The sequence below is a fragment of the Achromobacter anxifer genome (genome assembly GCF_903652925.1).
GTDB classification, from domain to species: domain Bacteria; phylum Pseudomonadota; class Gammaproteobacteria; order Burkholderiales; family Burkholderiaceae_B; genus Achromobacter; species Achromobacter anxifer.
Window position 1 is genome coordinate 813,766 of sequence record NZ_CAHLAR010000002.1, and the last position, 17,904, is coordinate 831,669.

General features: G+C 67.7%; 22 protein-coding genes and 1 pseudogene. 13 read left to right on the plus strand and 10 right to left on the minus strand.

The annotated features are described in order from the left end of the window. Nucleotides 1–40 precede the first annotated feature (40 nt). Nucleotides 41–823 (minus strand): aminoglycoside adenylyltransferase family protein, encoded by a 783-nt coding sequence (locus tag HWY37_RS09200; protein ID WP_176088503.1) that lies wholly within the window; start codon nucleotides 821–823, stop codon nucleotides 41–43. Between the two features lie 218 nt (nucleotides 824–1,041). Between HWY37_RS09200 and HWY37_RS09205 the strand changes: the two genes are divergently transcribed. Continuing rightward, nucleotides 1,042–1,647 (plus strand): hypothetical protein, encoded by a 606-nt coding sequence (locus tag HWY37_RS09205; RefSeq protein ID WP_175207999.1) that lies wholly within the window; start codon nucleotides 1,042–1,044, stop codon nucleotides 1,645–1,647. Between the two features lie 22 nt (nucleotides 1,648–1,669). On the opposite strand, the gene HWY37_RS09210 is transcribed toward HWY37_RS09205, so the two are convergent. Continuing rightward, complete coding sequence (locus tag HWY37_RS09210; RefSeq protein ID WP_175207998.1) at nucleotides 1,670–2,014, minus strand: Rap1a/Tai family immunity protein; 345 nt, start codon at nucleotides 2,012–2,014, stop codon at nucleotides 1,670–1,672. A 44-nt stretch (nucleotides 2,015–2,058) separates the two neighbouring features. Beyond that, entirely contained in the window at nucleotides 2,059–2,976 is a 918-nt protein-coding gene (locus HWY37_RS09215) for a LysR family transcriptional regulator (protein ID WP_176088459.1), read from the minus strand. A 119-nt stretch (nucleotides 2,977–3,095) separates the two neighbouring features. Between HWY37_RS09215 and HWY37_RS09220 the strand changes: the two genes are divergently transcribed. From HWY37_RS09220 to HWY37_RS09240, 5 genes are all read left to right on the plus strand, one after another. Beyond that, a complete protein-coding gene (locus tag HWY37_RS09220) occupies nucleotides 3,096–3,467 on the plus strand; it encodes a VOC family protein (protein ID WP_176088460.1) in 372 nt (123 codons plus the stop codon). Continuing rightward, nucleotides 3,454–4,257 (plus strand): SDR family NAD(P)-dependent oxidoreductase, encoded by an 804-nt coding sequence (locus tag HWY37_RS09225; RefSeq protein ID WP_176088461.1) that lies wholly within the window; start codon nucleotides 3,454–3,456, stop codon nucleotides 4,255–4,257. Before HWY37_RS09220 ends, HWY37_RS09225 begins: the two co-directional genes overlap by 14 nt. 63 nt (nucleotides 4,258–4,320) lie before the next feature. Continuing rightward, the gene (locus HWY37_RS09230) at nucleotides 4,321–4,755 is read left to right on the plus strand and encodes a VOC family protein (RefSeq protein WP_176088462.1); all 435 of its coding nucleotides are present in this window, start codon (nucleotides 4,321–4,323) and stop codon (nucleotides 4,753–4,755) included. A gap of 77 nt (nucleotides 4,756–4,832) precedes the next feature. Beyond that, nucleotides 4,833–5,180 carry a hypothetical protein gene (locus tag HWY37_RS09235; protein ID WP_175207993.1) on the plus strand — a complete coding sequence of 116 codons (348 nt, stop codon included), beginning with the start codon at nucleotides 4,833–4,835 and terminating at the stop codon, nucleotides 5,178–5,180. Nucleotides 5,181–5,232: 52 nt separating this feature from the next. Further along, nucleotides 5,233–5,451, plus strand: a complete 219-nt coding sequence (locus HWY37_RS09240) for a tautomerase family protein (RefSeq protein ID WP_176088463.1) — start codon at nucleotides 5,233–5,235, stop codon at nucleotides 5,449–5,451. 31 nt (nucleotides 5,452–5,482) lie between these two features. On the opposite strand, the gene HWY37_RS09245 is transcribed toward HWY37_RS09240, so the two are convergent. The 5 genes from HWY37_RS09245 to HWY37_RS09265 all read right to left on the minus strand — a co-directional run bounded on the left by HWY37_RS09245 (nucleotide 5,483) and on the right by HWY37_RS09265 (nucleotide 10,277). Continuing rightward, nucleotides 5,483–6,388, minus strand: a complete 906-nt coding sequence (locus HWY37_RS09245) for a LysR family transcriptional regulator (protein ID WP_176088464.1) — start codon at nucleotides 6,386–6,388, stop codon at nucleotides 5,483–5,485. Nucleotides 6,389–6,451: 63 nt separating this feature from the next. After that, nucleotides 6,452–7,318: a pirin family protein gene (locus HWY37_RS09250; protein WP_176088465.1), complete on the minus strand. Its 867-nt coding sequence runs from the start codon at nucleotides 7,316–7,318 to the stop codon at nucleotides 6,452–6,454. 12 nt (nucleotides 7,319–7,330) lie between these two features. Continuing rightward, nucleotides 7,331–7,459 carry a hypothetical protein gene (locus tag HWY37_RS34765; protein ID WP_258127996.1) on the minus strand — a complete coding sequence of 43 codons (129 nt, stop codon included), beginning with the start codon at nucleotides 7,457–7,459 and terminating at the stop codon, nucleotides 7,331–7,333. Between the two features lie 139 nt (nucleotides 7,460–7,598). Further along, entirely contained in the window at nucleotides 7,599–9,221 is a 1,623-nt protein-coding gene (locus HWY37_RS09260; protein WP_176088466.1) for an NAD(P)/FAD-dependent oxidoreductase, read from the minus strand. Between the two features lie 102 nt (nucleotides 9,222–9,323). After that, nucleotides 9,324–10,277, minus strand: coding sequence for a GlxA family transcriptional regulator (locus HWY37_RS09265; protein ID WP_176088467.1), 954 nt, complete (start codon nucleotides 10,275–10,277; stop codon nucleotides 9,324–9,326). Between the two features lie 121 nt (nucleotides 10,278–10,398). On the opposite strand from HWY37_RS09265, the gene HWY37_RS09270 reads away from it, so the two are divergent. From HWY37_RS09270 to HWY37_RS09280, 3 genes are read left to right on the plus strand one after another with little or no spacing between them, the layout of a single operon-like run. Then, nucleotides 10,399–11,199: an SDR family NAD(P)-dependent oxidoreductase gene (locus tag HWY37_RS09270; RefSeq protein ID WP_176088468.1), complete on the plus strand. Its 801-nt coding sequence runs from the start codon at nucleotides 10,399–10,401 to the stop codon at nucleotides 11,197–11,199. Nucleotides 11,200–11,202: 3 nt separating this feature from the next. Then, nucleotides 11,203–12,420, plus strand: a complete 1,218-nt coding sequence (locus HWY37_RS09275; protein WP_176088469.1) for a multidrug effflux MFS transporter — start codon at nucleotides 11,203–11,205, stop codon at nucleotides 12,418–12,420. Nucleotides 12,421–12,461: 41 nt separating this feature from the next. Further along, nucleotides 12,462–12,875 carry a PaaI family thioesterase gene (locus HWY37_RS09280; RefSeq protein ID WP_176088470.1) on the plus strand — a complete coding sequence of 138 codons (414 nt, stop codon included), beginning with the start codon at nucleotides 12,462–12,464 and terminating at the stop codon, nucleotides 12,873–12,875. A gap of 69 nt (nucleotides 12,876–12,944) precedes the next feature. Here HWY37_RS09280 and HWY37_RS09285 read toward each other — a convergent pair whose 3' ends face one another. Continuing rightward, nucleotides 12,945–13,388 (minus strand): DoxX family protein, encoded by a 444-nt coding sequence (locus tag HWY37_RS09285; protein ID WP_175207984.1) that lies wholly within the window; start codon nucleotides 13,386–13,388, stop codon nucleotides 12,945–12,947. 328 nt (nucleotides 13,389–13,716) lie between these two features. Here HWY37_RS09285 and HWY37_RS09290 point away from each other — a divergent pair, with 328 nt between their 5' ends. From HWY37_RS09290 to HWY37_RS09305, 4 genes are all read left to right on the plus strand, one after another. Then, nucleotides 13,717–13,992 (plus strand): hypothetical protein, encoded by a 276-nt coding sequence (locus tag HWY37_RS09290; protein WP_175208062.1) that lies wholly within the window; start codon nucleotides 13,717–13,719, stop codon nucleotides 13,990–13,992. 4 nt (nucleotides 13,993–13,996) lie between these two features. Next, on the plus strand, nucleotides 13,997–14,521 hold the full coding sequence (locus HWY37_RS09295) for a helix-turn-helix transcriptional regulator (RefSeq protein WP_176088471.1): 525 nt from the start codon (nucleotides 13,997–13,999) through the stop codon (nucleotides 14,519–14,521). 187 nt (nucleotides 14,522–14,708) lie between these two features. Further along, nucleotides 14,709–16,322 carry an ABC-F family ATP-binding cassette domain-containing protein gene (locus HWY37_RS09300; RefSeq protein WP_176088472.1) on the plus strand — a complete coding sequence of 538 codons (1,614 nt, stop codon included), beginning with the start codon at nucleotides 14,709–14,711 and terminating at the stop codon, nucleotides 16,320–16,322. 106 nt (nucleotides 16,323–16,428) lie between these two features. After that, the gene (locus tag HWY37_RS09305; RefSeq protein WP_176088473.1) at nucleotides 16,429–17,703 is read left to right on the plus strand and encodes a hypothetical protein; all 1,275 of its coding nucleotides are present in this window, start codon (nucleotides 16,429–16,431) and stop codon (nucleotides 17,701–17,703) included. Between the two features lies 1 nt (nucleotide 17,704). Here HWY37_RS09305 and HWY37_RS09310 read toward each other — a convergent pair. Next, a pseudogene (locus tag HWY37_RS09310) lies at nucleotides 17,705–17,904 on the minus strand (hypothetical protein); the annotation flags it as partial.

Here is a 17,904-nt window from a genome sequence, read left to right on the forward strand (position 1 = left end):
CCTGCCGGCCGTTCACGCGTCCAGGAACCGCCCGGCGTTTTCAAAGCCTCTCGATGGCGTGGCGCGCGTAGGTAATGAACGCCTCGGTCTCGGCCGGGTATCGCGCCAGATCGTCGTCTTCTTGCCCCAGGTAGATCCGGCGCGCCTTGTCCAGGATCTCGCGGTACGGCGGGTCTATCCTCTCCAGCAGCCACGTCGCGGCCTGAGCCTTGGAGGCGATGCCGCCGGAGATGGCCGTGTACCAGATGCGCGCCAGCGCGAGGATGATGTGTTTCTCTTCGCCGGCCCAGTCCTCGGGCGTATTCCATTGCGCCACGGTGTCGAGCAGGGCGCGCCTCAGGTCGGCTGGAGGCACGGCCTCGAATACCTGGTCGGCCTGCTGGCCGACGACAGCAATGTTATGGCCGCGGGCCTTGGTGAGCAGTATGGCCAGGTCGGGGTCCATCATGGGCGGTTCCACGACGCCTGCCTCCAGGTCTGCGCGCAGCCACTCGCCGAACTGGAGTTCACGCCGGGCCGGGTGGCGCCAGGGCGCGATGTGTTCAAGCGCCAGCACGGTGACTTCGAGCGCGCGCAGGCTGGGCGAGGCGCCCGGCGGGGCGGAGATCGCCAACAGCTCCACGGCCAGCGCGCGCAGCGTGGCCTCGTCCGGCGGCCGGGTCACGGTGACGAGCAGGTCGATGTCGCTGTGCGGTTGCAACCCGCCGTCCACGGCGGAACCGAACAGGTGGATGGCGACGAGGTCGGTTCCCAGATGGCGCTCGATGAGGCTTTGGGCCGCGGCGACCTGGGGGGCGATTTGGGAGGGAATGAGATGGGCCATGCCTGGATAGTAGCCAGGATTGCGCGCGGCCAGCGGGCTGGTGGTCAAGACGTTGCGATCGATGGGGCCACGCGGAGCGGCGCTGGTACTATGCCGGCCAGGAGCTAAGGCTCAACGCACAAGGCCCAACGCTCAACGACTAATGCGAGGGCCAGGGCCCAAGCCCCAAGCCCCAAGCACCACTTCCAATGATCCCCATGAGTCCCAGGCAGGCACCGATGACCCGTTTACTGTTCCGAGCAAGCGCGCTGGCCGCCGGCGCCCTGATGGCAATGGCCGTCCAGGCGCAATCCCCCGCGCAAACTCCGAACATCGGCGGCTGGCGCCAGGTATCGGATAGCCAGTTCAAGCGGCAGTTCCACTTCTCGATGCTACCCAGCCCGGCGCCCATCGGCAGCAATTGGGCGGCGTACGACGACAAGGCGGGGAAGGTGGTGTGCTGCCTGGTGGTGGAAGGAGGAGAGGTGACGGAGGAGCAGCTGGGTAGCGTCTACGACATTCCCGGGCCCTGGATAACCGATCTGACCAATGGCTGGAACCTGGACGCGGCGCCATACCGGCCGCGCGTGCAGTTGCTGCGGGTGGATGGGGAACTGAGCGGCTACGAGTTCGGCGATGCCGGCGACGGGGTGGGCGGGCTGCTGGTGCCCGACCACGCCCAGGCCGTCGCTCCGCGCACGCTTGAGATCAACGGCCAGCGCTACGCGGTGGAACGCAAGGATTCGACACTGGCCGACGACGATGGCGGTTTGTACTCCTATCGCCTGCTCCCGGCCAAGGGTGGCGCGCCTTTGAAGATCGAGGTTCCCATCGGGACCTATTGAGGAACGAAGTCCGCCCGCAGCATCAGCGCGTTTGCTTGCACGGAAACGACTGCGCCAACGCTTCGCCGACCAGGGGGCCGGCATTGCCGCTCAAACGGGCTGCGGGCAGGCCCGACAGATACGTGTACACGCGATCGCTCAGCTCGTGAGGCAGGACGCCCGTGCTCGTGCACCATGCCGCGCCTTGCGTCTGGTCGGCGATGCCGGCGATGTAGGCTTGCCCGTAGGCGCTGGAATACAGGCGGCTCTGCGCTTCGGCCTGGAACTGGTTGGGCATCTTGCCTTGCAGTGCCGCGACAAGTTCGACGCCGGTGAAGTGCCAGGTTCTGGATGCTTCGGCCTGGCAGACGGCGGTGAAAGCCAGCATGGCGCATGCAGCGAGGAACCTTGCGGGCGGGGCGGGACGGCGGATCATCGTAAGGGCTGCTCCTGGTTGTTGGGGTTCAGCGTTGCGCGCAGCAGGTCGAACTCTTGCACGACGTGATCGATCAGGGCGCGAATGCGAGGGCTGTCGCGCATATCGGAATGAAAGCCCACGCGCACGGACCGGACCGGCATAGGATGCGGCACGTCCACCCGCTGCAATAGCGGTTCCCGGTCAGCCAGAAGGCAAGGTAGCACGGCCATGGCGGCGCCCTCGCGCGCGACGGCCAGGTGGGCGCGCAAGCCGTTGACGTGCAGCACCGTGCGGGCCTGCGTCGCCAGGCCTGACAACCAGGCTTCGTGCGGCACCTCGCCCGCGGCCCGGTCGAGGTAGACCAGATGGTGGCCGGCGTAGCCGTTGGCGGCATCCGGCGCGCCGTGCCGCCGCAGATAGTCATTGGACGCATACAGCGCGTAGGCGACTTCGCCGACGCGCCGCTCGATGAGGTTCTCCTGGGTAAACGCGCCGAAGCGAAACGCCAGGTCGGCTTCGCGGCGGGCGAGGTTGAAGACCTGGGTGCCGTTGATCAGTTCGACCAGCACGCCCGGATGCCGCGCGGCGTAGCGGGCGAGCATCGGTGCGATCACCTCGTCGCCCAGCCAGTCCAGGCTGGTCACCAGGATCTCGCCGCTCAGGCCGGTGTCGCGCGCCGCCACCAGCCGCTCCACGGATTGGGCGCCCGCGTCCATGCTTTCGAGGCCGTCGAGCAGCGAGCGCGCCAACGCCGTCGGCCGCAGGCCATGGGCGTCGCGGTCGAACAGCTGTGCCTGCAGGCGCTGTTCCAGGGCGTCGAGCCGCCGGCTCACCGTGGGCTGGGTGGTGCCGATCGCCCGCGCGGCGGCGCTCAGCGTGCCGTGGCGGGCGATGGCCAGCGCGACTTTCAGGTCATCCCAGTTGATCGACATCGTTCTGCCTTGCTATGCGTTTTCGAATGGCGGGCATGCCGCAATGTTGGCTGCGTGGGCGGCGGGGCATGGATAGACTTGCATGCGCCTGGGTGTTCCCAATCCTCCGGACCGAGGCCATGCAAATAGATCATCTCATCCTGCGCGTCGCCGACGCGGCCAGATCGATCAGCTTCTATCAGCAGGTGCTGGCGTTGCCGCACGCCAGTGCGCCGCCTTTCGAGGTACTGCGCCTGGGCAACGGTTGCGTGATCGACCTGCTGGAACAGGCGCCGAACGACCCCGTCCACCTGGCTCTGGAAGTGGATCGGAAAGCGTTCGAGGCAGTGTATCAGCGGCTGCGGACGCTGGGCCTTCCGTTTGGCGGCGATGCATTCACGCGCGATGGCGGCATAGGCTGGCAGTACGGCGCGCGAGGCTGGGCGGATGCGCTGTACTTCCACGATCCCGATCTGCATAGCATCGAAGTGAGGACCTATGACGCAGCCTGATAGCGAAGTTCGCGCCGTGCCCGGTCCGCCCGTCTACGCGGACATGCGCGGCAAGGTCGCGGTGGTGACCGGCGGTTCGCGCGGCGTCGGCGCCGCAACCTGCCTCGCGTTGGCGCGCAACGGCGTGCGCGTGGCAATCAACGGGCGCGACGAGGAGGCCTTGCAGAGCAGCGTGGCGGCCGTGCGCGCATGTGGCGCCGAGGTGCTCGCCATCCGGGCGGATTGCTCGGACCTGGCCCAGGTGCGGCGCATGCGCGATGCCGTCCTGACGGAGTTCGGCGCGCCGGATTTCGTGCTGGCGTTTGCCGGAGGCGGCACGGCAAGGCCCGTACCCGTGCATGAGATCAGCGAGGAAGACTGGCGTTCCAGCCTGGACCACAACCTGACCTCCACCTTCTTTACCCTCAAGTGCTTCCTGCCGGACATGCTCGCCCGCGGCAGCGGCGGCATCCTGACCATGGCATCCGCCGGTGGCCGCATGGCCTCGGGCGCGCCGGCGGGCTATGGCGCGGCGAAGGCGGGCGTGATCATGCTGACGCGGCACCTGGCGCAGGAGGCTGGCCCGGCCGGCGTGCGCGTCAACTGCATTTCGCCGTCGGCGGTGCTGACCGAGCGCACCAGGGCCAACCTGCCGCCGGAGCGGCAGGCGCAGATGCTGCCTGCCTTTCCGCTGGGCCGGCTGGGCACGCCGGAAGATATTGCCCAGGCATCGCTGTTCCTGCTCAGCGATGCGTCGTCCTGGGTCACCGGCATCGTCCTGGACGTCGCAGGCGGCCGGGTCATGGTTTGAAACCCACAACATGCTGCCTGTCTGGTAATTTGGCGACCGTGGCCTCATCTCAGGGAGCGTCCCATGAAACCAAGCATCACGGTCATTACCCTCGGCGTCGAGGATCTGGAGCGATCGGTGGCTTTCTACCGGGACGGGCTGGGGCTGTACACCGAGGGCATCGTGGGACAGCACGTCGAGCACGGCGCGGTCGCGTTCTTCGATCTGCAGGACGGCCTGAAGCTTGCCGTGTGGCCGCGCGCCAGCATGGCCGCCGATACGGGTCTTCCGCTGAGGACGGGAGGCCAGCTGGAAATGTCGCTAGGACACAATGTCCTGTCCAGGAACGAGGTGGACGAGGTGATGCGGCAGGCGGGCCGCGCGGGCGCCAGGGTGGTCAAGGCCGCGGCGGACACCTTTTATGGCGGCTATGCCGGCTACTTCATGGACCCGGACGGGCACTTGTGGGAAGTGGTCTACAACCCCCACATCCTGCCCAAGAGCCAAGACAGGCAATGACGCGTATCGCTCTGTTACGGTAGCGCGCGGTCTGTTCCTTTAAGCTGCGGCGGTCTCAATCCCGATGGAACTGCCACATGTACAAGGCCTTGATTTCCACCGCGTCGCTGCTTGCACTGTTGGGCGCCGGAAGCGTTGCCCGCGCCCAGGACCTGGTCCTGCCCACCATTCCTGAAGCGACGGATGCGATCGTCGACATGCTGGCGGGTTCCGGCATGCCGCGCCCGTCCAAGGTCAAGCTGGGCACCTGCATCAAGGCGGAAGAGGCCTCGCATCCGGGCCAGGTCGCCTGCACCGTCGCGGTGACCATGGGCTCCGCGATCAGCGAGAACCAGATGGATTTCTACAAGCAGGGCAAGACGTGGAAGGCGCAGCCCAGCGTTTCTCAGGATAAGCTGCCGTTTCCTGATCCCAAGCTGGATTGATGCCGAAGTCAGGCCAGGTTGCGGGTGCAGGCATTTCAACCAGGAGAACGTCATGCCTTTCGTCAGTATCCGCATTACCCGTGAAGGCGTTACCGCCGAGCAGAAAGCGCAGGTCATACGGGAAGTCACTGAAACGCTGGAGCGCGTGCTGAACAAGCCGCCGGCCTGGACGCACATCGTGATCGAGGAAGTGGACACCGACAACTGGGGTTTCGGCGGCCACACGATAGCGGTAATCCGCGAGGGCAAGGCGCCGCTGCCCGGGGCCTAGTGTGTGGTGCGACGGCTTCAAGGGGCCGGCTTCAATTCAGGCAGACCAGGCCGGACTCGCGTATCTTGGCCATCGTGAATTCCACGAAGGCGTGGACCGCGCGCGGCAGTTGCCGCCGGCTCTGGTAGACGAGATGCAGGTCCACGCCGGCGACGCCATATGACGACAGCACCGCGACGAGCCGGCCGTCGCGGATATGGGCGGCGCTCATGACGTCCGGCAGCAGGGAGATTCCCAGGCCGGACAGGGCCGCCTGCAGCAGGGCCTGCGCGGAGTTGGCGTGGAAGCGCCCGGACACGGGAACCTCGATGGCGCCCTCAGGGCCGATCAGCCGCCAGACCGGGCGGCCCGAGGCCGAGGACATGACGATGCAGTCATGCGACGGCAGGTCCTCCGGGGCTTGCGGCATGCCGCGTTCGGCCAGGTAGGCGGGGCTGGCGACCAGGCTGTGCCTGCCGGTGCCGATGCGGCGCGCCACCAGCGTGGGCTCCTGCACTTCGCCGCCGCGGATAGCGACGTCGATGCGTTCGCTCACCAGGTCGGCGCGGCTGTCGCTGAGCGCGAATTCCAGCTTCACCTTGGGGTAGGCGCGCAGGAACTCGGCCATCCAGTCCACCGGAAACCAGTTGAAGAAATCCGCCGGCGCCGCCACGCGTATCCGGCCGCCCGGCGAAGGGCCGTCCTCGGCCAGGTCGGTGGCGGCTTCGGCCAGGATTTCCACGGAATCGGCGCAGCGCGCATGGAAGGCAGCGCCGACCTCCGTCAGGGTGAGCTTGCGGGTCGAACGATGCAACAGCCGGGCGCCCAGCGCGGCTTCCAGCTGCTGGATGCGCCGGCTGAGGGTGTTGGAGGGCATGCCGGCGCGGCGGGCCGCCTCGGCGAAGCTGCCTGCCTGCACCACCTGGACGAACAGCGCGACATCGTTCAGATCGACCATGCAAGATTCCTTCAAGGGTGAACAGGCCCTGGTCATGCTCCTGTGGGGCGGGCCGGGCGCGCTTCAGAATCGTACACGGGCGCGGCCTTCCAGCGTGGCGCCGATTTCGCGGATGCGGCTTGCGCCCAGGGCCAGCGCGGCGGGACTGGTATGGACCGAGTACGAACCGAGCACGAGAGGGTGCGGATGCGGGACGGCGGATCCGATCACGAATTCGGTGTCCTGTGTCGCCCGGATGTCGATGGCCTCTTCGGACTCGTCGAACACGGCCATCTCGCCGGCGCTTACGCTGCCATGGGCGCGCAGCTCGCCCGAGCTGACGGCCAGCCAGGCGACGCTATGCCCAGGCGGCGGCACGTAGCGCCATTGCTCGCCGGCGCGCAGACGCACGCCAAGATAGGTCATGGGAGAGGGTGCCGCCAATGCGCCTGCCACGCCCATGTACTGGCCCAGCAGCACTCGCGCCGGACCGGCGGCGGGCAGGCCCTCGGGACTGATGTAGCGGCTGAACGCGGGCGCACTCTCCAGTTCCGGCGGCATGGCCACCCACAGCTGGAAGCCGCGGATGCGGCCCTCGGTCGCCGCGCCGCCGCCGTGCCAGACGCCGCCGCCCGCCATCATCCATTCCACGCTGCCGGGCGGCAGCGTGCCGTTGGCGCCGGTGGAATCCTCGTAGCTGATGTGGCCCTCCAGCAGGTAGGTGAGCGTGGCGATGCCCGAATGCGGATGCAGCGGCATGGCCATGGGCCGCATGGCGGGATCGTCGAAATGGTCCAGGAAGACGTGGGGCTTGAGCACTTCGCCCAGGTCGGACGGGCTCATCAGGCGCGTGATGGAGCGGTGGCTGGATCCCGCGGTCTGGTGGACGATGCGGCGTTTTGCCGGGAGATGAAGGGCTGCGGCCTGCGTGGCGGGAGTGGATATGTCCATGACGCCCCTCGCTTAGAGTCCGGTGCTGCGCGCTTGCTTGCCGCGCCGGCTGGCGATGGCGTGTATCCACGCGGCAGGCTTGTCGCTGAAGCGGCCTTCGCGGGTGGAACCGATGATGATGCCGATGCGGGGTTGGGTCATGGCATTTCCTGACTGGGGTTGATATGCCCTCCAGAATAGGAATGCCGGGCCGCGCGCACTAGATGGCGCGCGCGGCGTTCATTCGTCCATTTTTGAGGGGAATGGGGCTGTGACCCCGGCTTCCCCGGTCGTGCCCGCGTCAGCCAGCCTGCCGCTGGCGGCTCATGATGCTCAAGGCGACGGCCTCGGCGATCTTGATGCCGTCCACGCCCGCCGACAGGATGCCGCCTGCGTAGCCCGCGCCTTCACCGGCCGGAAACAGGCCCTCGGTGTTGATGCTTTGCAGGGTCTCGGTGTCGCGCTTGATTCGGATGGGCGAGGAGGTGCGCGTTTCGACGCCGGTAAGCACGGCGTCGTGCATGCCGAAGCCCTTGATGGTCTTGTCGAACACCGGCAGGGCCTCGCGGATGGCGCTGATGGCGAATTCGGGCAGGGCGTCCGCCAGGTCGGTCAGATGCACGCCCGGCGTGTACGAGGGCTGCACCGAGCCGAACTCGGTCGAGGCCTTGCCCGCGATGAAATCGCCGACCAGCTGGCCCGGGGCGCTGTAATTGCGGCCGCCCAGCTCGAACGCCTGGGACTCCCATTTGCGCTGGAAGTCCACGCCCGCCAGCACGTGCTCGGGGTAGTCGACCTCGGGCGAAATCCCGACCACGATGCCGGCGTTGGCATTGCGCTCGTTGCGCGAATACTGGCTCATGCCGTTGGTGACCACGCGGTTGGGTTCGGAGGTGGCCGCCACCACGGTGCCGCCCGGGCACATGCAGAAGCTGTACACCGACCGCCCGTTGCTGGCGTGGTGCACCAGCTTGTAGTCCGCCGCGCCCAGGATGGGATGGCCGGCGTTGGGACCGAACCGGGCGCGGTCGATCAGCGATTGCGGGTGTTCGATGCGAAAGCCGATGGAGAACGGCTTGGCTTCCATGAACACGCCCTGGTCGCGCAGCATCTCGAAGGTGTCGCGCGCGCTGTGGCCGATGGCCAGCACGACGTGGTCGGCTTCGATGTGCTCGCCATTGGCCAGGGTCACGCCGGTGATGCGGCCGTTTTCCCGCTGCACCGTTTCCACCTTGCTGGAGAAGCGGACTTCGCCGCCCAGCTTGGTGATGGTGTCGCGCATGACTTCGACCATGCCGACCAGGCGGAACGTGCCGATGTGCGGCTTGCTCACGTACAGGATTTCTTCCGGCGCGCCGGCCAGCACGAATTCCTTCAGGACCTTCTCGCCGTAATGCTTGGGATCCTTGATCTGGCTGTACAGCTTGCCGTCCGAGAACGTGCCCGCGCCGCCTTCGCCGAACTGCACGTTCGATTCGGGATTCAGGATCCGCTTGCGCCACAGGCCCCAGGTGTCCTTGGTGCGTTCGCGCACGGCCTTGCCGCGTTCCAGGATGATGGGCTTGAAACCCATTTGCGCCAGAACCAGCCCGGCGAACAGCCCACAGGGGCCGGTGCCGATGACGATGGGGCGCCTGGCCAGGCCGGCGGGCGCCTGGGCGACGAATTTGTATTCGGTGTCGGGAGTCGGCTTGACGTTGCGGTCGTCGTGAAAGCGCTTGAGCAGCGCCGTTTCGTTCTCGACGTCGATGTCGAGCGTGTAGATCAGGAGGATATTGTGTTTCTTGCGGGCGTCGTAGCTGCGGGAGGCCACGGTATATCCACGCAGGTCGCTGGCCGGGACGCCTAGTTTCTTGAGAATCGCCGCAGGCAATTCCTCGGGCGTGTGGTTCAACGGCAGCTTGATTTCAGACAGTCGCAACATGCTTTGGTCCAGACAGATGGGCGATCACAACGTCGCCAAGGCGCAAATTGTACTGGACGGCGGGGCGCGAGACGGCGCCGGGAATGGGAGCTTTGCGCCCGCTCAGGGGGCCGGAGCAGCCGTCCGCGAGTCGCGCCGCAGGGCTTGCGGCGGCTGGCCGAAGCCGCGCATGAAGGCCTCGCGCATGTGGCGCCGGTCGCGAAAGCCGGTTTCCCTGGCGACCACGTCCAGCGGATGGCGGCTGCTTTCTATCATCAGACGGGCGGCTTCCAGCCGCAGTCCCTCGATGGCCTTGGCGGGAGACTGGCCGGTTTCGGCCGTGAACACGCGGCTGAACTGGCGCGGGCTGAGGCTGGCGGCCTCGGCCAGCTGTTCCACGCTGAGGGGCTGCGAGAGGTTGCGGCGGGCGTGCTCCAGCGCCTGCTGGATGCGGTCAGATTTGGGCGCGAGCCTGAGCATTTCCGAATGCTGGGATTGCCCGCCGGAGCGGCGCTGGTGCATGACCAGGCGGTGCGCCACCGAGCGGGCGGCCTCGGCGCCCAGGTCCTTTTCCACCAGCGCCAATGCCAGATCCAGTTCGGCCGTCATGCCGGCGGAGGTCCATACCGGCCCGTCGGCGATGTAGATTCGGTCGGCCTCGACCTGGATGCGGGGATGGCGCTGCCGCAAGGCTTCGGCCCAGTACCAGTGGGTGGTGGCGCGCCGGCCGTCCAGCAGGCCGGCCTCCGCCAGCAGGAAAGCGCCGGTGCACAGGCCGGCGATGCGGCGCGAGCGGGGCGCGAGCTTTTCCAGCAGCCGGGGCAGTTCCGCCGCCACCGGCCGGGCCAGGGGCGAAATCACGCCGGTCACGAGCCAGGTGTCGGCCTGGCTGCGGGCGGTGAGAGGGCGGGCTTGCACCGTCAGGCCCGCCGACGCGCGCACGGAACCGTCCAGGGCATAGCTGTCCACGGCGTAGAAGGGCTGGCCCGCCACCACGTTGGCCAATTCGAAAACGGCCTGCGTGCCCAGGCCTATGACCTGGAAGCCTTCGGGAAGTATGTAGCCGATGCGGTGCATGGGTGACGTCCTGTTTCGTGCATGTCCTGATTAATAACTATATATGTCATTTACGCCATTGGCCGCAAGTCGCAACATGGACGCCATGGAAAACGTCCATTCCCCATTCAGGAGTCTCGCCATGTCACAAATCCATCCCGGCACCGCCCTGGTCACGGGCGCCTCCAGCGGTATCGGCGCCTTGTACGCGGAAAAGCTCGCCCAGCAGGGCTACGACCTGATCCTGGTCGCGCGCAACCGTGAACGCCTGAACGCGCTGGCCAGCGCCATCAGCACCCGCACGGGCCGCGCGGTCGAGGTGCTGCCCGCGGATCTTGCCGACCGCGACTCGTTGGCGCGGGTGGAGGATCAGCTGCGGCAGGACGCCAGCATCGCCTTGCTGGTGAATAACGCCGGCATCGGCACACACACGCCGCTGCTGCAAAGCGACGTGGCGCAGATGACCCGCATGGTCGAGTTGAACGTCACCGCGCCGATGCGGCTGGCCTATGCAGCCGTTCCCGGTTTCGTCGCGCGCGGCCGCGGCGCCCTCATCAACATCGCCTCCATCGTCGCCGTCGCCCCGGAAGTATTGAACGGCGTCTATGGAGGCACCAAGGCCTTCGTGCTGGCGTTCAGCCAGTCGCTGCAGCACGAGCTGGCGGGCACGGGCCTGCGGGTGCAGGCCGTGTTGCCGGGCGCCACGGCCACCGACTTCTGGGCCATAGGCGGCCGTCCGGTGGAACAGCTGGATCCGCGCATCGTGATGCGGGCCGAAGACCTGGTCGATGCCGCCTTGCTGGGCTTTGAGCGCGGCGAACGGGTGACGATCCCCTCGCTGCATGCCGCGGAGGAGTGGGATGCCTACGAAGCCGCGCGCCTGGCCATGGCGGCCCATCTGTCCAGCAACACCGTCGCGCCGCGCTACGCGGGCGCGCTTTGAGCCATGAACGGTCCCGCCGCCATCGCCGCCGCGCAGGGCGCCGCCGTTCCCGCCCGCTTGAGCGGACGCCTGCTGGCCGTGCTTGCCGGGCTGGCCGCCCTGGGCGCGCTTTCCACCAACATCATTTTGCCGGCCTTTCCGCGCATGGCGTCCGAACTGGGCGTGGACACGCGTGACATGGGGCTGGTGCTGTCGAGCTTCTTCCTGGCCTTCGCCATCGGGCAGTTGTTCGTCGGGCCGGTTTCGGACCGCTGGGGCCGTCGCGCCCCGGTGCTGGGCGGGCTGGCGCTGTTTCTGGCTGGCAGCCTGGTTTGCGCCTGGGCGCCGACCTTGCCGCTGTTGGTGGCGGGCAGGGTGATCCAGGCGCTAGGCGTGTGCGCGGCCTCGGTGCTGTCGCGCGCCATCGCGCGCGATCTGTTCGAGGGCGAGGCCTTGTCGCGCACGCTGGCCCTGACCATGGTGGCAATGGCGGCGGCGCCCGGGTTTTCGCCGCTGCTGGGCAGCGCGATGGAATACGGGCCAGGCTGGCGCGCCAGCTTCGCGCTGGTCGCCTTGCTGGGCCTGCTGTTGGCGCTGGCCTATGCCGTCGTGGTGGGAGAGACGCATCCGGCCGACCGGCGCGCCGCGGCCACGCCGGCTGCCGTGCTGCGCGGATACGCGACCCTGGCGCGAGACGTCCGGTTCATGGGGCCGGCGCTGGCGGTAAGCGTCATCATCGGCGGGCTGTATGCCTTTTTCGCCGCCACGCCGGCCATGCTCATGGGGCGCATGGGCTTGAGCGCGGTGCAGCTGGGCCTGTTCTTCGCGTCCACCGTGTTCGTGGTCTTTGCCGCCGGCATGCTGGCGCCGCGCCTGGCGCACCGTTGGGGCGCGGCGCGGGTGGCGCGTTGCGGCTGCGCGGTGGCGCTGGCCGGCGCGCTGGCGCTGCTGGCGGGGGGCGAAGAGGGCGGCTTGCCTCAATTCACGGCGGCCGTCGCGCTGTATCTGTTCGGCATGGGGCTGGTCAACCCGTTGGGCACGGCCATGGCGCTGGGGCCGTTCAGCCGGCAGGCGGGGCTGGCTTCGTCGCTGCTGGGCGGCCTGCAGATGGGTTGCGCGGGTGGCATGACCGCACTGGCCAGCCTGGCGGGCGGCAGCCCCGCGATGACGCTGGGGCTGGTGCTGGCCGCGGCTTCGGCGCTGGCCTTTGCGGCGCTGATGGCGCGCGGACGCCAGGGATAGTATTTTTCGAGGCTTCGATGAACATACACATGGGAAAGAACATGCTGCGCGCTACCGAAACCATAGATAACCTGCTTGAACGCCAACGCGGCACGCTGCCCGATACCTTCGGCGTGAGGCCGGTGTCGATCGAAGAAGGCCGCATGGCGATGGAGATGACCGTCGCGCCGTGGATGATGGCGCCCAATGGTTATCTGCACGCGGCCACGCAAGTGATGCTGGCCGATACCTGCGCGGGCTACGCCACCCTGGCGCATCTGCCGGAAGGCGCGAAGGGCTTCACCACGCTGGAGCTGAAGTCGAACTTCCTGGGCACCGCCAAGGAAGGCGTGCTGCGCGTGGAGGCGGTGGCCGAGCACATGGGACGCACGACCCAGATATGGTCGGCCACCGTCGTCGATGCGAACGGGCGGAAGCTGTCGCTGTTCCGCTGTTCGCAAATCATCCTCTGGTAGGGCCAGGGCCTGGTCACGCGAGATCAAGCCTTGCACAGGCCAGCCATCGGGCGGCTGGCGTCGTTGCTGTCACCTTGCGTGGGCGCGGCGCGCGTCCAGACTGTACCGCCCCGCGCCGTGGGCGGCCAGGGCCAGGAAGGCGCCCGTGATGGCCAGGTTCTTCATGAACATGACCATCTGCATCTGATCGCCGAAGTTGGCGTGGAACAGCAGGCCGGTCAGTAGCGTGAACCCGGCCAGCAGGACGGCAATGATGCGGGTGCGCCATCCCAGCAGGATGGCCAGGCCGCCGCCGATCTCCGCCGCGATGACCAGCGGCAGCAACAGGCCGGGCACGCCCATGGCGGCCATGTAGCCGGCGGTTGCTCCATAGGCGGCGATCTTGCCGAAGCCGGACAGCAGGAACAGCGCCGACAGCAGGGCGCGCCCCAGGAATTCCGCGCCGTCGCGCAGCGTGTCGGCGGCCGGACGATGGGAGGCATTTGCGATGCCTGTTTGAGTCATGGTGGACATGGAGTGGTCCTTGCGATGTGTGTTGAGACCATCGCAATGTAGGGGCGGCGGGCAGGGCGCGAATAGGCGGCCCGGATGGATTGCAGCCGTCCATAAATGCGTGCAGTAGTACATCCCGCAAGCCTTTTGGCGCTTGTCCTCTTCTTTTCAGACGGATTCCGCCTTGGTTCCCAAGTGAGCCCTGGATAAGCTGCATGGCCGGCTTTCGGGTTCTGCGGCCTTGCCGGAAAGCCGGCGGCGGCTTTGAAGTGGCGCCGCTGCAACGCTCGAAAATTTTCAGGTTGTCGATTGACAACCATCTCGATTGTCTTCATACTGGAAACCAATGATGGCTCGTCCGTCCCATCCCAAGAAAGAGGTAGAGGCAGCGCTGCGCCAGGCCGAAGAAAACGGCTGGCGCGTGGAAGTCGGCGGAAGTCATGCCTGGGGCCGGATGTATTGCCCCGGCAACGATGTGGAGTGCCGCTGCGGCGAATTCTGCATCACCAGCATCTGGAGCACGCCGAAGAATCCAGGCAATCATGCGCGCGCCTTACGGCGCGTCGTCAACAACTGCACAGCGCACCGCGGACTGCCCGAGGCAGACGACGGAATCTGGGAGTAGCGCGATGGAATATGTCTTTACCTTGAAGTACCAGCTTGCCGATGACGCTCACGACCTGGACGCGCTGGTCGAACGCCTGGGCGAGGCCGGTTGCGATGATGCGCTGGTGGGCACGGGGCTGCCGGGACGGCTGGCGCTGGAGTTCACCCGCGAGGCGGACAACGCCGAGGCGGCGGTGTGCTCGGCGCTGCGGGACGTCCGGCGCGCCGCGCCTTCCGCCAAACTGATCGAGGCCGGGCCCGATCTCGTGGGCCTGACCGACGTGGCCGAGCTCGTCGGCGTGTCGCGGCAGAACATGCGCAAGCTCATGCTGGCCCACCCCGGCAGCTTTCCGCTGCCGGTGCACGAAGGCAGCACATCGATCTGGCATCTGGCGGATGTGCTGGCCTGGCTGCAGGCCCGGGGTAGCCATCCGCAGGCCGAGGCCGTGCTGGAGGTGGCGCGCGTCGCCTTGCAGGTCAACGCCGCGAAGGAAGGGCGGCGGGTCCTGCGTTCGGCCTCCAAGGAACTGGATGCGCTGATGGGATGAGCCTTCATCGCAGTCGTGGCAGCCTTTGCCCGGCTTGGCCCCGCGCCGCAACCGCTCTTACAATGCAGCATCCATCCCATCCCCAGGAGTCATTCGCCATGCGCCATTGATGCCGCCGTCTTCCCGACGGCCAGTCTCCACCTACCCCCAGAGAGCAGGGGAGTTCTCGGCATCCTTGGAACCGCATATGACGAATCCCTATCTCGCGCTGGAAGGCGCGTCCTATGTTCTGCCGGATGGCAGGACGCTTTTCTCCAGTCTCGACATACAGCTCGATCATCGGCCCACCGGGCTGGTCGGGCGCAATGGCGCGGGCAAGACCGTGCTGGCCCGCATTCTGGCCGGACAGCTGCAGCCGACCTCGGGCCGCTGCGTCCGTCCGGGCAGCGTGCATTACCTGGCGCAACAGGCCGCGCCGCGCGGGCACGAGACGGTTGCCGGCCTGGCGGGCATGCAGGCCGTGCTGGATGCGCTGGTGCGCATCGAAGCCGGCAGCGCGGCTGCCGCGGATTTCGACATCGTGGGCGAGCGCTGGGATGTGCGCCAGCGACTGGCGCAGGAGCTGGAACGCGCCGGCCTGGGCTATTTGGATGCCGCAGCGCCGGCGGGCCGGCTCAGCGGCGGCGAGGCCATGCGCGTCGCGCTGATCGGCGCCTTGCTGTCCGACGCTGACTTCCTGATCCTGGACGAACCCACCAATCACCTGGACCGGCCAAACCGGCGCGCGTTGCTGGAACAATTGCAGCGCTGGCCGCGCGGGCTGCTGGCGATCAGCCATGACCGCCAGTTGCTGGAAACGATGGCGCGCATCGTGGAACTGTCTTCATTGGGGCTGCGCAGCTACGGGGGCGGCTACAGCTTCTATGCGCAGCGGAAGGAGGAGGAACGGCACAGCGCGCTCCAGCTGCTGGAACAGCGCAAGCACGAACGCCAGCGCGAGGAACAGGCGCTGCGCGAGCAGCGCGAGCGCCAGGAGCGGCGGCAGGCGCGCGGCAACCGTCAGGGGCGGGAGGCCAATCAGGCCAGTATTCTGCTGGACCGGCAGAAGGAACGCAGCGAGAGCTCGATGGGCAAGCTGCGCCGGCAACATGCGGCGGCGAGCGAGCAGTTGGCGCAGCGCGTGCGGGCAGCGGCGGACCAGGTCGAGGACGACAATGCCATCGTGCTGCGCGGGCTCTCGCCAGCCGCGCCTGCGCAGCGCCGCGTGGCGCAGCTGGACGGGGTGCGGCTGCCGTTTGTCGCGGCCGCCACGCGCCGCATCGACCTGACGCTGAGCGGGCAACAGCGGGTGGGCGTGGTCGGCCCCAACGGCTGCGGCAAGTCGACCTTGCTCAAGGTGCTGGCTGGCCAGCTTCCGCCGGCGGATGGAACGTGCCAGGTCTCGGTGGACGCGGTCTACCTGGACCAGGAACTGGCCACGCTGGCGCCGGGGCGCACGGTGCTGGAGCAGATGCAGGAGGCCAACCGCCGCGCGCCGGAAGGCGATCTGCGCACGCGCCTGGCGCAATTGGGTCTGGACGCGCGCAAGATCATGGCGCCCAGCGGGGCGCTCAGCGGCGGCGAACGGCTGAAAGCGGCTTTGGCGTGCGCGCTGTACGCGGACCCGCCCGCGCAGCTGCTGTTGCTGGATGAACCCAGCAACCATCTGGATCTGCCCTCGCTGCACGCGCTGGAGACGATACTGCGCGTGTATTGCGGCGCCCTGGTGGTGGTGTCGCACGACGATGCCTTCATGGACAGCCTGCAATTGACGCATTACTTGAGGGCGACCGCGGCAGGATGGCGGCTCGAGGCCCTCTGATCGCGCGTTGACACCCTGTGCGCAATCGTGGCGAGCGGTAACATTCCGCGCGCCGCCGCGAGATTAACATCGACCGCTTCAATCCGCGCAACCACAGGGTGTAGACATGCTCGAGCCCGTACTCGCGCCATGGGCGCTGACTGGCCGATTGTGGCTGCGGTTCTGGCCGCAGCTGATGGCGCTGGTGCTGGCAGGCGCGCTGGCGCGCGATGTGCTGCTGTGGGTGGCGGCGCAGACCGGCTTCGTCAACCATCTGGCCGGCCTGGCCGTGCTGACCCTGGTCGCGTTGGCGCAGTTGGTCACGACCGTGGCAATGTTTCTGGTGCTGCTGCCCGGCCTGCCGGCCTTGCGCGAGGCGCAAGCGGCGGCGCGCGGCGGGGACGCGGCGGGGGACGGCGCGCAAGGGCGGCTGGGGCAGGCGCTGACGGTGGCCTTGCTGCCGTTCTTTGCCTATTACGCGGCCTGGGGCTTCCTGGGCGACATCGTGCGGCAATACTCGCGCCTGGCCTATGGCCTGGACCCCTTGGGCGAGCACGGCAACGTGCTGGACGCGCTGGATTCGCGCTGGCTGATCGTCTCGGTGGCAATCTCCTGGCTGGTGCGCAAGGCGGCGGTCATGGCGCGCGACCGCACCGGGAAGGGCCGCTGGCAATGGCTGGTGGTGCTGTGCGAAACCAACTGGATCCTGATCGGCTTGTACGTCATCAGCCGCTGGAAGGACCAGGCCTGGCAATGGCTGGCGGACCGGCGCGGGCTGGACGCGCTGTGGCAATCCCTGATCAACATGGTGACGCCCATATCCAACGCCTGGGCCGCGGGCATGACCCCTGCCGAGGCGCAAGGGCCAGGCTGGGGCGCGACGCTGGTCAGCCTGTTCTTCTATGCCTTGTTGCCGGTGCTCTGGCTGGTGATGGCGGCGCTGGTCTATGGCTATGACGTGCGCGAGGACGCGGAACTCAGGCGCTATCAAAGGCTGGAACGGTTCGGCGAACGCTATCGCGCGGTGCCGCGCTTCCTGCGCGATTTCGTCGAGCATTTCATCGCCGGCTACCGCAAGCGCTATCTGCCGCTGGCCAGCGGCGTGCGGCTGGCCTTTCACAGCGGCGCGCTGCTGCTGGTGACGCTGATCGTGGGCTACCGCCTGATCGACTGGGGCGCCGCGTGGCTGTGGTACGGCGCGGCGCGCCTGATCGGGCCGCACGACCTGGATACCTGGCAGCTGCTGGCGCATGGCGTGTCGCTGCTGTTCGGCAGTCCGTTCCGCGATTCTTCCACTGGGCTGCTGATCGAGCCCTTGCGGATCTGCTTTCTTGCCGCCGTGCTCGAATGCGCTTACGCGCCGTGGAAGATGCGCAGCCCGGCGTCCGCGCCGGCAGCCTGATTCACCCGGGTGCCTCCGGCGGCGCGAAGCGCAGGTAGGCGGGCCGTTCGGCATCGATCGACACCGAGATGGTCCAGGGCGCGGCCGCGTCGGCCGGCACCATGAAGGCCTCGATCAGATTCACCTTTGTTCCGGGCGCGGCGCCGCTGTGGGCGGCGGCCACGCAGCCGCGCGCCGTGCCGGGCGCCAGGCGCAGCGCGG